Below are 12470 nucleotides of genomic sequence, written 5' to 3'. Positions count from 1 at the left end.
TGGGGCTCAGGCTGTGGGTTTGCCGGTATGTGGCGTCTGGATCAGTTCGGACAGATCGAAGCCCTGCAGGCGGGCCGCCGCCAGATAATGGTCCTGCACGGTCGCGTCCAGGCGCGGCTCGCGCGCCAGCAGCCACAGGTACTTGCGATCCGGGCTGCCGACCAGCGACACGCTGTAGTCCGGGGCGATCTGGATCACCCAGTAGTCGCCCTTGGCGAACGGCAGCCAGCGCAGGCCCTTGGGCAGGAAGCTGACCTCCAGCCGCGCGCTGTCGTTGTCGACAGCGCAGGCCTCGCCGGTGGCCTCTTCGATCTCGCCGTCCATGCGGCAGCGGTTGGTGACGCCGACGTTGCCGTTGTCGAGCAGGGTGTAGTGCGCCGATACGTCGGTGCAGCCTTCCGGCTCGTGGCGCATCGGCAGGCGTGCGATCTCGTACCAGGTGCCCAGGTAGCGCGGCAGCTTGAGGTCGGCGACGGTTTTCAGCGGCGGGTGCTCGGTCATCGGCGGTCGTGGCAGGGGTGGGCCTCCACGATGCCGATGGCCTTGCCATGGGCGGGTGAAGCCGGGGCGATGGCCGTGTCCAGAACGTTCCGTCGCCCCGGCGGAGCGCCCGTTGTCACCGGCCTGGGGGTATCCTGCCGCCAGCGCCGTGTTTTCCTGATCCAACCGAGGTGGAGGTGCCGATGTACCAGGTGATCCTGTTGAAGAGTGAATCCGCGTTCGCGCGCGAACAGTGGCCGCAGGTCGACGAACTGGTCGACTACGAAGGTGTGAGTTACAGCCTGCGCGCCGGCCCGCGCCAGCCGCTGCCGACCGACCACGACTGGCACCCGGTGGCGGTGTACGCGCCCGATGAGATCACCGAGGAAGAGTTCCAGGACTGGTATGCGCTGCAGCAGCCGACGGTGGAAGAGCTTCGGCTGAAGTACTGATGCGCGACGCTGGCGGGGCCGCCCATCCGGCCTTGACCGGCTCTGCCGTATAGTCGCGCGCAGGCGCGGTGGTCCGCGCGAACCGGTGTGGCTGCGTGTCTTCTTTCCTGCGATCGATCCGTGCACGGGGGCCCTGGTGGGTCCTGCTGCTGTGCACCGCCTTCCTGCTGTCCGCGCCGGTGCTGGCGCAGGATGAGGACCCCACGCCGAAGCAGCAGCTGGCGGATATCGATTCCAGCCTGAAGGATGTGGAGCGCAAGCGTGGCGATGCAGAAGCCACCGAGACGCTGGCGATGCTGTCCGAGAATGCCTCGCAGGCACGGCGCGATGCCGAGGCGCTGGAAAAGGCGCTGCAGCCGCAGCTGGACCGACTCAACGAACAGCTGGCGCAGCTGGGAACGCCGGCAGAAGGGGCCGCTGAGCCGCCGGAGCTGGCGGCGCAACGGCGCACCCTCACCAAGCAGCGTGACGGCTTGGCCGCTTCGGTGGTGCAGGCCAAGGCCAGTGCCGTGCGTGCGCAGCAGCTGGCGGCGGACATCGAGCAGCAGCGAACCGCGCAACGCACGGAAGAACTGGGCCAGAAGGTGGCCTCGCCGTTGTCGCCCGCGCTGTGGAGCAAGGTGGCCGAGCGTCTGCCGATCGATATCGCGCGGGTTGTGCCATTGGCCGGGCAGGGCCGCGATGCGCTGGTCGCCGGTATCCGCGCCCATGGCTGGGGCACGCCGTTGCTGGGCCTGCTGGCCGCGCTGGTGATGATGTTCCCGTTGCGGCTGTGGCTGCGCAGGCTGGGACGCCGCTTTGCTGCGTCCGAGCGTGCGCCCGATGGTCGCCTGCGCCGGTCCGGCCTGGCCATGTGGCTGCTGCTGGTGGGCACGCTGCTGCCCGGTTACGCCGTGGTGGTGCTGATGGCGGCGCTGGATGCCATCGATGCGATCGCGCCGCGCCTGCAGGTGGTGGCCGACGGCCTGGAGACCGCAACGTTCCGCGCGGCCTTCATCGCCGCACTCAGCGCCTGCCTGCTGGTGCCCAAGCGCCCGTCATGGCGGCTGTTGAACCTGGACGACACCGCCGCGCTGAAGCTGCGCAAATACGCCTGGGGCGCGGCGGCGCTGGCCTGGCTGAGCACGGTGCTGGTGGCCCTGGACCAGGCCACGCGCACCAGCGACGTCACCACGGTGGCGCTGGACGGACTGATTGCGCTGACTTACCTCGGCCTGATCATGGCCATGCTGGTGACCCTGGCGCGCCTGCATCGCCGGCAGACCGCCGAGGCCGAGGCCAAGCTGGAAGCGCAGGCCGATGGCGTGGGTGCAGCCACGCCGGTGCGCCGCAGCAGCTGGCTGGTACTGGCCCGGGTAGCGGGCAACATCGCGGTGGTGGCCGCCATCATTGCCACATTGCTGGGCTACCTGAATTTCGCCAAGTTCGTGAACCAGCAATTGATCGGCGGCAGCATCGTGGTGTTGGCCGCGACGTTGCTGTTCAAGTTCGTCGATGACCTGAGCACGTGGATGCTCAACGCCGACAGCAAGGTCGGCCAGACCATCCTGCTCAGCACCGGCCTGAGCGTATCGCGGCTGGAACAGGCGGGCGTGCTGCTGTCGGCAGCGCTGCGTACCATCGTCGTACTGATCGCGCTGCTGGCGCTGGTGGCACCGTTCGGCAACATCGGCGCGGTGGTGGAGCGCTTCACTTCACTGTTCACGACCGGATTCGATATCGGTGGCACCAAGCTGGCACCGGCGGGGATCGTGTTGGCGGTACTGGCGCTGCTGGCCGGCCTGGCGATCACCCAGCTGGTGCAGCGCTGGCTGACCGACACCTACCTGCCCAAGACCGAGCTGGACCTGGGCGCGCGCAATTCGGTGAGCACCGTTGCCCGTTACGTGGGCATCATCATCGCGGTGATCTGGGCGCTGTCGGCGATGGGGCTGCAGCTGAGCAAGCTGGCCCTGCTGGTCAGCGCACTGTCGGTGGGTATTGGCTTCGGCCTGCAGGTGATCACCCAGAACTTCGTCTCCGGCCTGATCCTGCTGGCCGAGCGCCCGGTGAAGATCGGCGACTGGGTGAAGCTGGGTGACCAGGAGGGCGACATCCGCCGCATCAGCCTGCGATCGACCGAGATCCAGGTGGGCGACAAGTCGACGCTGATCGTGCCCAACTCCGAGCTGGTCACCAAGACCGTGCGCAACATGACGATGGGCAACAACCAGGGCCGCATCCAGATCCAGTTCGCGGTGCCGCCCAGCACCGATGTCGGCAACCTGCGGCAGGCGCTGCTGGATGCGTACACCGCGCACACCAACGTGCTGAAGCAGCCGGCGCCGACGGTCTACATCGACAGCATTGCCGGTGGCCAGATCACCATCAACAGTTTCGCGTACGTGGCCAGCCCGCGGCAGGTGTATGCAACCCGCAGTGATCTGTACTTCAGCCTGCTGCAGATCCTGGCCGAGCGGAACATCCCGCTGTCGACCCCGACCGACATCCACATCATCCGCGACCCGCAGGAGTAGGGGTTGTGTTGCAGGGCTGCGCCCTGCACCCCCAGTAGTGCCGGCCGCTGGCCGGCAACTTCAACAGCAACAGCGACAGCTGATTTCCTGCGGGATGGCGGGGTGGGTCCGGTTGCGGGAGACGCCGTAAACCCCCAGGCCGGCCCAGCCGCTGGCGGCTGTGCGTTCGGGCGCTTGCGAAGCAGTGCTTCGCAAGCAAAGCGCCATCACCCATGGGGGCTTGGCCGCGGCATCCATGCCGCGGACACTCCCGCGATCGGACCCACCCCGCCTTCGACAGTTTCCCGCGATCTGTCGGAAATGCTCTTGGGGTCAGATCCGTTTTCCGGAGGAAAACGGATCTGACCCCATCTTGATTTTCGATATCTGACAGAGTGTGTCGACCAAGGTCGACACTGCCCCGCCAAACCACGGATTGCACGCTGTTGCCGTTGCTTCTGAGGTTGCCGGCCAGCGGCCGGCACTACCACGGGTGCAGGGCGCAGCCCTGCAAAGAACCCTATCCCCGTGGTCGGCTGCGCGAGGGCACCAGTGCGAACGTATCCACCGCCAGCTTCTCGGCATGGTTCAACCACGCGCGGATCTCCAGATCATCCACTTCGTGGTCCAGCCCGAACGACACGTTGATCTTGCCGTCGGCATCGGGCTGCACCCACTGCTGGGCCAGCACCACCTTGCGCTGCGAGGACACCGCCTCGATCCAGAAACCGCGATCCGGGCGCGTGCTCGCCACCAGCTGCAGCATGTACTGGCCGGCACGGGTGCGGCGGCCCTTCTGGGTGATCATGTGCGCCTGGCGCACGCTCGGGCGCGGGCCCTGGAATGCGTCCAGCGGTGCATCGACCGCGATGCCGCCGCGCAGGTCATTGTCGCGGTACAGCTTGATGCCGTTGTCGCGGTTGACGAGCAGCGCACACCAGTCGCCGTCGGCCGAGCCGTCCTCGAATGCGGTGCAGCGATCAACATAGGCCAGCGTGTTGTCCGGATCCGCGTCATCGAACTGGCGCGAGGTGTTCTCCAGGTAGACCGACTTCAGCCCCCAGTCCTTGTCGTACTCCAGCAGCACCGGCGGCTGCACGTGCTGCAGGCCGACTACTACCTGGTCATCGCCATCGATCTTCAGTTCGCGGGTCGGTTCGCCCAGCCACAGTGAGCGGGCGAAGGCCAGGTACTGCGGGTAGTCGCGGCCACCATCGCGCCGGGCCGCCACGCTGGCGCTGGGTGCGCGTTGGCTGTCGATCAACGAGCGGCCAAAGCCCATCGTCTTCAGGTTCGGGTCCAGCAGGCTGAGCAGGGTGGCACCCGAATCCAGGGTGGTGCCGGCGTCGGCGCTGAGCTGCTGCGGGGTAATGCCATCGCCCAGGAACAGCAGCAGGTTCTCGCGCTTCTGCCGGGTCAGGATGTGGGTCAGATCGTTGGGCATCGCCAGGTGGTCGGAGGCGATCACGATCAGCGTGTCCTTGCCGTACGGGCTGGCCTGGATGCGCTGCACCAGCTGCGAGATCAGCCGGTCGCTGCACTTGAGCGCGTTGAGCATGTTGATGTTGCCGTACTGGCTCTGGTAGCGCTCGCCCTTGCACGATACCGGCAGGTGGCCCGCCGGGTGGTGGGTGTCCATGGTCAACGTGGTCAGCATGAACGGTGAACCGGCGCGCGAGAGCTGTTCGAAGCGCTGGTAAGCGGTGTCCAGCAGCACGTCGTCGTGCACGCCCCAGGCCGAGTAGTGGATGCGGCCGATCTTCTTCTGCTGCTTGAACCAAGCGAGGTCATGCACTTCATCAAAGCCGTGGCTGGCCAGGAACTGGCCCTTGCCGGCGAACTGGCCGTTGGCACCCCCCAGATAGTGGTTGGTGTAGCCCTGCTGCTTCAGGTAGTCGCCCAGGCAGACCGCCTTGGGCAGGAAGCTGCCCATGCGGTCCATGCTGTTTTCATCGCCCTGCGAGGTGGTCAGCGGCACGCCGCACATCGACGACACCAGGCCGGCGATGGTCCAGCCGCTGCCTTCGGCCGAGGCCAGCCCACGCACGTCCAGCGACTCGGACGCCAGGCGGTTGAGGTTGGGCATCAGGCCGGGAAACACGGCCTCGTCCAGATAGGTGCGTTCCAGGCTTTCGCCGTAGATCCAGACGATGTTGCGCGGGCGCTGCAGCGGCTGCGTCGGCACCTGGTACTCAGGGGCGATGCGGGCGAAGTCGACCGGGCGCAGCTGCTGGTACAGGCGCTGGCCGTCACGGGCCAGCGGGCTGATCATGATCGTGGCCACCCACACGGCCGCGAAACCGGCGAACAACGCGCCACCGTGGCCGGGCCGGCGCCAGCGCTTCACCCGTGTGGCGAACAGTGGCAGCAGCGAGACCAGCGCCAACACGATGAAGCCGGCGATGTAGCCCTTGAAGTCGGAGACACCGGCACCTTCCATGTCGGCGCCGAGGTGGTACAGGGTGGCGGCATTGAGCCCATCACCGGACAGCTTGTCGATCAGCCACCACGCGCTGAGCATCAGCAGCAGCAGCGAGAACGCGCCGGCCTTCCACCACACCCACTTGTCGGACGCGAGGAACAACCAGCACAACAGCAACAACGACAGCAGCAGTATCCAGAGCATAGGCAGCTTCGGCAGTGACGGGGTGGTGGTGATGGACGTCGTACCGACGCGTGTCCATCCGACCGGCGCTGCCGCAAGCACATGCATGTGACAGGCCGATGACCCGATAGTGCATGCACGAACCTGACTGAAATGTTTGTTGAAATGACGCGCGCGTAATCGCGCTCAGAAGGTAAAACGAGCGTGAAAGGGGTAGCTGGATTGCATTAAAAACTGCATGAATACGGGCGTTTTCGTCGATGCGCTAGCGATGCCCGCGTTCTTCGCGTGCCCGCGCACGACGGTCGAACAGCAATGCACTGGTTACGATGCCCAGGCCGAGCACCACGCCGATGAACAACAGGATCAGGGCGATGAGCGGGTAACCGAACAGGTGCCAGCCGGTGTCGATCCTCATCATCATCGCGGCGGCCATGATCAATGCGGCGCTGATGATGCCGGCCGCCACGCGGTTGGCGATCTTCTGCAGGTTCTCCATCAGCCGCGATTCTTCCAGGCCGGTGACCTTCATCTGCAGGCGGTTCTCGGCCAGCAGCGCCATGATGTCCGACAGCTTGCGCGGCCCATCACGCAGCAGCTGCTGCAGCTCCATCGCCTCGCTGGCGATGTTGGCTGCAGACAGCGACTTCTTCAGGCGCGCACGCATCACGTGCTGCAGCTGGCGCTCGACGATGCGGCGCGTGTCCAGCTCTGGCGCCAGCAGCCGGCACACGGTTTCCAGGTTGAGCAGGGCCTTGCCGAGCAGGCTCAGTTCCGGCGGCGTGCGCAGGCCGCAGGCGGTGGCGATGCGCACCATGTCCAGCACCACGCGGCCTTCGGAGAAGCTGCCACTGGCCGCATAGCGCGCGATCAGCTGACCGGTTTCGCGCAGGTAGCGCTCTTCATCGAAGGCCTCCAGCCGCGTGCTGATACTGATCAGGTCATCGGCCACTTCCTCGCCACGGCCGTCGACCGCCGCGAACAGGATCTTCAGCAGACGCTCGCGCAGGCGCGGCGGCATGTGCGCGACCATGCCCAGGTCGAAGATCGCCAGCCGGCCGTCGGGCATCACCCGCAGGTTGCCCGGGTGCGGGTCTGCATGGATCTCGCCATGCACGAAGATCTGGTCCAGGTAGCCGCGGATCAGCGCCGCCGCCAACGGGTCCATGTCCTGCTCGGTGCGGCGTACGCCGGAGATCGCATCCACGCGCACGCCGGTGGCAAGCTCCATCGTCAGCACGCGCTGGCTGCTGTAGTCCCAGATCGGCTGCGGCACCCACAGCCGGCGGAACGGCCGCAGGTGCCGTCCGAAGCGCGCCAGGTTCTCGGCCTCGGCGTGGTAGTCCAGCTCCTGCATCAGGGTCTTGGCGAACTCGTTGAGCCAGTCGCGCAGGCGCACGCGGCGTCCGACCTGGGTCAGGTGATCGGCGGCCAGCGCGAAGCTGCGCAGTGCCTCCAGGTCCGAGCGCAGCTGCGCGGCCACTTCAGGCTTCTGCACCTTCACCGCCACCTGGCGGCCATCGTGCAGCACCGCGCGATGTACCTGCGCGATCGAAGCACAGCCCAACGGCTCGGGATCGAACGAGGCAAACAGCTTGTTCACCCCTACGCCCAGTTCCTGCTCGATGATCGCGTGGATGCGCTCGACGGGGATCGGCGCCACCTTCTCCTGCATGCGCTCCAGCGCCGTGGCGAACTCTACCGGCACCATGTCCGGCCGCGTGGACAGCATCTGGCCCAGCTTGACGAAGGTCGGCCCCAACGCTTCCAGGTCGCTGACGAACTGTTCCGGATTGCCGTCGGCGGGCACGTCGGCCTGGTTGCTTGCCGCATCCAGGTTCATGCCCGAGAACACGCCCGAATGGCGGTAGCGCATCAGCAGGCGCAGGATCTGGCTGCGCCGGCTCATGCCTTTGACCAGCGGGGGATTGCCATTGGCGGCGGACGGATTGCTCAAGCGGGACTCCCATGCGACGAAGACAGGTAGCGCCGGCTGCGGGCCGGCAATGTCCGGATTCCGCAGTGTCGCCGGGGGGCGGTGGGCATGCGGTGAACCCGGTGTCTTCCGCAGTCCACACCGGATCGGTCAGAATCCGCCTATTCCCTTTCTTGGACGCCCCATGGCCGGTGCCAGCCTGTTCGCCCTGCTCGACGATATCGCCACTCTGCTCGACGATGTCTCGGTGCTGACCAAGGTCGCCGCGAAGAAGACCGCCGGCGTGCTCGGTGACGATCTGGCGCTCAACGCGCAGCAGGTCACCGGGGTCAACGCCAACCGCGAACTGCCGGTGGTCTGGGCGGTGGCCAAGGGCTCGCTGGTCAACAAGGTGATCCTGGTGCCGGCGGCCCTGGCGATCAGTGCGCTGGAAGCCTGGCTGCACAGCCGCGGCTGGAACGTGCCCCTGATCGTGCCGCTGATGATGATCGGTGGTGCCTTCCTGTGCTTCGAGGGCGTGGAGAAGCTGGCGCACCGCTTCCTGCATTCGGCCGACGACGATGCCGAGCGCCAGACCGAACGCCGCAAGGCGCTGGCCGACGCGCAGGTGGACATGGTCGCGTGGGAGAAGGACAAGGTGAAGGGTGCGATCCGCACCGACTTCATCCTTTCGGCCGAGATCATCGTACTGACCCTGGGCGTGGTCGCCACCGCATCGTTCACCAACCAGCTGGTCACGCTGGCCGTGGTTGCACTGGCGATGACGGTCTTCGTCTATGGGCTGGTGGCGGGCATCGTCAAGCTGGATGACGTGGGCCTGTACCTGTCGCGCAAGGGTGGGGCTGTTGCCGCCTTCGGTCGCGGCCTGGTCGCGTCGGCACCGTGGCTGATGAAGTTCCTGTCGGTGGCCGGCACCATTGCCATGTTCCTGGTCGGCGGCGGCATCCTGGTGCACAACGTGCCGGCGCTGCACCACGCAGTACAGGCGCTGGGCGGCGAGGGCCAGTGGGGCTGGCTGGTCAGCGCGGCGGGCAACATGGTGGTGGGCATCATCGCCGGCGCCATCGTGCTGGCGGCGGTGACCGGGTTCCAGAAGCTGCGCGGCAAGTAGTCGCCGGCAGGTTCCCGGTAGAGGCCGACCTTGGTCGGCGCTTTGTTTCCCACGCGTGCCAACCAAGGTTGGCACCTACCAAAGCGGTTCAAGGTGGTCGGCATCGTCGCCGGCGGGTTCCCCGGTAGAGGCCGACCTTGGTCGGCGCTTTGTTTCCTGCGTGTGCCAACCAAGGTTGGCACCTACCAAAGCGGTTCAGGGTGGTCGGGATCATCGCCGGCGGGTCGCCGGGTAGAGGCCGACCTTGGTCGGCGCTTTGTTTCTGCGTGTGCCAACCAAGGTTGGCACCTACCAACGTAGTTTGCTGCGGGCCGGACGGTCAGCCTGCCTGCACGCGGTTCTTGCCCTGTCGCTTGGCGGCATACAGCGCGTCGTCCGCGCGCCGCAGCAGGGTTTCGGTGTCGTCGCCGGGTTGCCATTGCGCCAGCCCGGCACTGAAATGCACCGGTACGCGCCGGTCCTGCACGGTCAGCACGCGATGCGCCAGTGAACGCTGAAGGCGCTGCACCGTGGCCATGCTGTCGGCGCCCTGGGTTTCCGGCAGCACCAGTACGAACTCGTCGCCGCCCAGCCGCGCGATGCCATCGGTGGCGCGCAGCAGCAGCTTGCAGACGGCCACCAGGTGCTGCAGCAGTGCATCGCCACCGGCATGACCATGTGCATCGTTGGTCTGGTGGAAATCATCCAGATCGATCACCGCCACGCCCAGCGGCGAGTTGTTGCGTGCGGCACGGGCCAGCTCGCGTTGCAGCAGTTCGTCCAGGCCACGGCGGTTCAGCGCCTGGGTCAGTGGATCGATGCGTGCCAGGTCACCGGCCGCGCGCAGTTCCTGCTCCAGCTCGGCGATGCGCTGCTCGGCACGCTCCACTTCCTGCCGTGCGTTGGCCAGGTGATCGCGCGCCTGCGCGGCCTGCTGCTGCACCTTGCCGGTGTCGCGCATCACGTCCTGCAGAAGCTGGTTGAGGTCGGCGATGCTGCGCGCCTCGCGCAGCTGCAGCGCATAGCTGCCGATGCGATCGTGGTATTCGCCGGTGCTGGTGGCCATGCCATCCATGCGCTCGATGAACTCACCCATCAGCCCGCGCATCGCCGCCTTCGAATCGTCAATGCCCTGGCGCAGCAGGCCCTGCTTGTAGATCACTTCGCGCAGTTCGGCGCGGGTGCGCTCGACCGCCTCAGCTTCCAACGGCCCGTCCAGCAGCTGGCGCACCGCGGCGATCTGGCCCTGCAGCCAGCTGCGGTCATCCAGCAGCTCGCTCACGTTCTCCAGCAGCAGCGCGAACAGCTCCAGCAGCAGTGCCTGCTGCTCCTGCCAGCTCTCGGCACGCACGCCGACCTGGTGGCCAAGTTCGCGCACGCCCTGCTCGATCGGTTCCAGCGCCGTGCCTGGCTGCCACTGGCGCAGGTGCATGGCCAGTGCCTGCGCCTGTTCGCGCAGGTCCGGGTCGTGCTGCAGCAGCGCCACCACCGCGCCGCCCAGCAGCAGCCGCAGCTGCTCGGACAGGCGCAGGCTTTCGGGTTGCCCATCCGGCGAATGCTGTTCGATGGTGCGGATGTACTTGTCGATCAACTGGCGCATCGCGCGCCCGTAGCGCGGCCAATCGGCGCTGGCCTGCGCCGACTGCAGGCGGTCGCCCATATCGCCCAGCTCGCCGGGCAGGGTGGCCATGCCGTTGGCGAATGCGGCCAGCAGCGGTTCCGGCGCGTCGGCGCCTGCGAACAGCTGCTGCAGCGCCACGCCACCGCCGCCCCGCAGCACCACGCGGTCGCCCAGCCCATCGTCCACCACCGCGCGCACGCGTGCCGGCGGCCCAAGGGCGGTACCGGGGGCAGGGCGGTGGTCGGGCTGGTCCGTCATGGAGCGAATCCTGGGGGCTGGCAGGGACTGGTTCCAGCATATCGGCGCGGCCGCCGACGGCTTGAACGGCTAGGATGGGCGACAGGATGCCGCAGTGGAGGTGGTGATGCGCGTGATGTTGCTGGGGGCGACCGGCCTGGTCGGTGGGCTGACCCTGCCCCGGCTGCTGGACGACCCGCGCTGCAGCGCCCTGATCGCCCCGACCCGTCGCCCGTTGGGCGCAGCCCACGGGAAGCTGGAGAACCCGGTACTGGCCTTCGATGCGCTGCCCGCCGCCGCCGGGTGGGCGGGCGTGGACGCGGTCATCTGCGCGCTCGGCAGCACCATTGCCCAGGCTGGCAGCCGCGAGGCCTTCCATCGCATCGACCATGATTACCCGCTGGCGTTCGCCCGTCTGGCGCAGGCGAAGGGTGCGCAGACCTATGTGCTGAATTCCGCAGCCGGTGCCGATCCGCGGTCGTCGATCTTCTACAGCCGGGTGAAGGGTGAATTGGAGCGCGATCTGCGCGCGCTGGGCTTCACCTCGTTGACCCTGGTCCGCCCAGGGTTGATCGGTGGCGAGCGCAACGAGGTGCGGCGCGGTGAGCGTCTCGCGCTGAAGGTGCTGGGCGTGCTGGGGCCGGTACTGCCACGGGCGTGGCGGATCAACCCGGCCAGCGAGATCGCCAAGGCGCTGGTCGAGGCCGCGCTGGCCCCGCAACCGGGTGAGCACGTGGTGGCATCGAGCGCACTGGCCGGCTGATGTCGCGTGCGCTGCGCCTGACCCAGCTCCAACAGCTGCTGCGCCGCCATCGGCGGCCGGTGGCCGGCCAGGTGCTGGCCGACGCGCTGGGAGTCAGCCTGCGCACGCTGTACCGCGATATCGAAACCCTGCGCGAGCAGGGCGCCGACCTGCGCGGCGAGGCCGGCGTCGGCTACCAGCTGACGCCGAGCGATACCCTGCCGCCGATGACCCTGCCACCGGTCGAGATCGACGCACTGGTGCTGGGCCTGCGCTGGGTGGCGGCCCGTACCGAACCCGCGTTGGCCGAAGCCGCACGCGATGCCCTGGCGCGTATCGCCCATGTGTTGCCCGCAGCGCGGCGCGAGGCCCTGCGTGACAGTGGCCTGCGGGTGGGCCCTTCGCGTGCGGCGGCCAAGGTTCCCCCTGCTCGTCTGCAGGCCGTGCGAGAGGCTGTCGGTTCACAGCAGCGCCTGAAGTTCGGCTACGAGGACGCGCACGGCCAGCGCAGCGAGCGCATCGTCTGGCCGTTCGCGCTGGGCTACTTCGATGAGGTGCCGATGCTTGCGGCGTGGTGTGAGCGCCGCGAGGATTTTCGCCATTTCCGCCTGAATCGCATCCGCCAGGTGCGCGTGCTGGAGGAGCACTACCTCGTACCACGCGCCACGCTGCTGCGGCGCTGGCAGAAGGCGCAGCAGCGTGGCGCCGGACTGGCTGGACCGTTCGTAGCGTCGGGCCTGCTCGACTGCTGCTGCGTTCTGCTTCCTGCCTCTGGGGGAGGGCGGCCTTCGCACTTTGCTCCTGGTAGGGGG

General features: G+C 67.5%; 7 protein-coding genes and 2 pseudogenes. 5 read left to right on the top strand and 4 right to left on the bottom strand.

Translation table 11 applies throughout. From position 1 onward, the window contains the following. Positions 1-6: 6 nt before the first annotated feature. Positions 7-501, bottom strand: a complete 495-nt coding sequence (locus AC5P6H_RS03380) for a lipocalin family protein (protein ID WP_032958822.1) — start codon at positions 499-501, stop codon at positions 7-9. A 182-nt stretch (positions 502-683) separates the two neighbouring features. Here AC5P6H_RS03380 and AC5P6H_RS03375 point away from each other — a divergent pair, with 182 nt between their 5' ends. Continuing rightward, complete coding sequence (locus tag AC5P6H_RS03375) at positions 684-932, top strand: hypothetical protein (RefSeq protein ID WP_014648700.1); 249 nt, start codon at positions 684-686, stop codon at positions 930-932. A gap of 95 nt (positions 933-1027) precedes the next feature. Then, positions 1028-3448, top strand: coding sequence for a DUF3772 domain-containing protein (locus tag AC5P6H_RS03370; RefSeq protein WP_288496598.1), 2421 nt, complete (start codon positions 1028-1030; stop codon positions 3446-3448). Positions 3449-3947: 499 nt separating this feature from the next. On the opposite strand, the gene AC5P6H_RS03365 is transcribed toward AC5P6H_RS03370, so the two are convergent. Beyond that, positions 3948-6053, bottom strand: a complete 2106-nt coding sequence (locus tag AC5P6H_RS03365; protein ID WP_126411443.1) for a phosphoglycerol transferase I — start codon at positions 6051-6053, stop codon at positions 3948-3950. Between the two features lie 244 nt (positions 6054-6297). After that, positions 6298-7947: pseudogene (locus AC5P6H_RS03360) on the bottom strand (ABC1 kinase family protein); the annotation flags it as partial. Positions 7948-8152: 205 nt separating this feature from the next. Between AC5P6H_RS03360 and AC5P6H_RS03355 the strand changes: the two are divergent. After that, entirely contained in the window at positions 8153-9079 is a 927-nt protein-coding gene (locus AC5P6H_RS03355) for a DUF808 domain-containing protein (protein WP_014648696.1), read from the top strand. A 319-nt stretch (positions 9080-9398) separates the two neighbouring features. On the opposite strand, the gene AC5P6H_RS03350 is transcribed toward AC5P6H_RS03355, so the two are convergent. Beyond that, complete coding sequence (locus tag AC5P6H_RS03350) at positions 9399-10937, bottom strand: GGDEF domain-containing protein (RefSeq protein ID WP_495202308.1); 1539 nt, start codon at positions 10935-10937, stop codon at positions 9399-9401. A gap of 106 nt (positions 10938-11043) precedes the next feature. On the opposite strand from AC5P6H_RS03350, the gene AC5P6H_RS03345 reads away from it, so the two are divergent. Both AC5P6H_RS03345 and AC5P6H_RS03340 read left to right on the top strand, forming a co-directional pair. After that, entirely contained in the window at positions 11044-11679 is a 636-nt protein-coding gene (locus AC5P6H_RS03345) for a Rossmann-fold NAD(P)-binding domain-containing protein (RefSeq protein WP_204302095.1), read from the top strand. Next, positions 11679-12387, top strand: a pseudogene (locus AC5P6H_RS03340) (helix-turn-helix transcriptional regulator). Before AC5P6H_RS03345 ends, AC5P6H_RS03340 begins: the two are co-directional and overlap by 1 nt. The last annotated feature ends 83 nt before the right edge of the window (positions 12388-12470 follow it).

The sequence above is a fragment of the Stenotrophomonas sp. YJH_SMC_110 genome (genome assembly GCF_059369255.1).
Note: the sequence above shows the minus strand (reverse complement) of the source record. Positions and strands in the feature narration are given on the sequence as shown.

What these genes read in the sequence shown, in the direction of transcription:
- AC5P6H_RS03350 (WP_495202308.1), bottom strand. Translation starts at nt 10,937, where the DNA reads ATGACGGACCAGCCCGACCACCGCCCTGCCCCCGGTACCGCCCTTGGG.
- AC5P6H_RS03375 (WP_014648700.1), top strand. Translation starts at nt 684, where the DNA reads ATGTACCAGGTGATCCTGTTGAAGAGTGAATCCGCGTTCGCGCGCGAA.
- AC5P6H_RS03345 (WP_204302095.1), top strand. Translation starts at nt 11,044, where the DNA reads ATGCGCGTGATGTTGCTGGGGGCGACCGGCCTGGTCGGTGGGCTGACC.
- AC5P6H_RS03365 (WP_126411443.1), bottom strand. Translation starts at nt 6,053, where the DNA reads ATGCTCTGGATACTGCTGCTGTCGTTGTTGCTGTTGTGCTGGTTGTTC.
- AC5P6H_RS03355 (WP_014648696.1), top strand. Translation starts at nt 8,153, where the DNA reads ATGGCCGGTGCCAGCCTGTTCGCCCTGCTCGACGATATCGCCACTCTG.
- AC5P6H_RS03380 (WP_032958822.1), bottom strand. Translation starts at nt 501, where the DNA reads ATGACCGAGCACCCGCCGCTGAAAACCGTCGCCGACCTCAAGCTGCCG.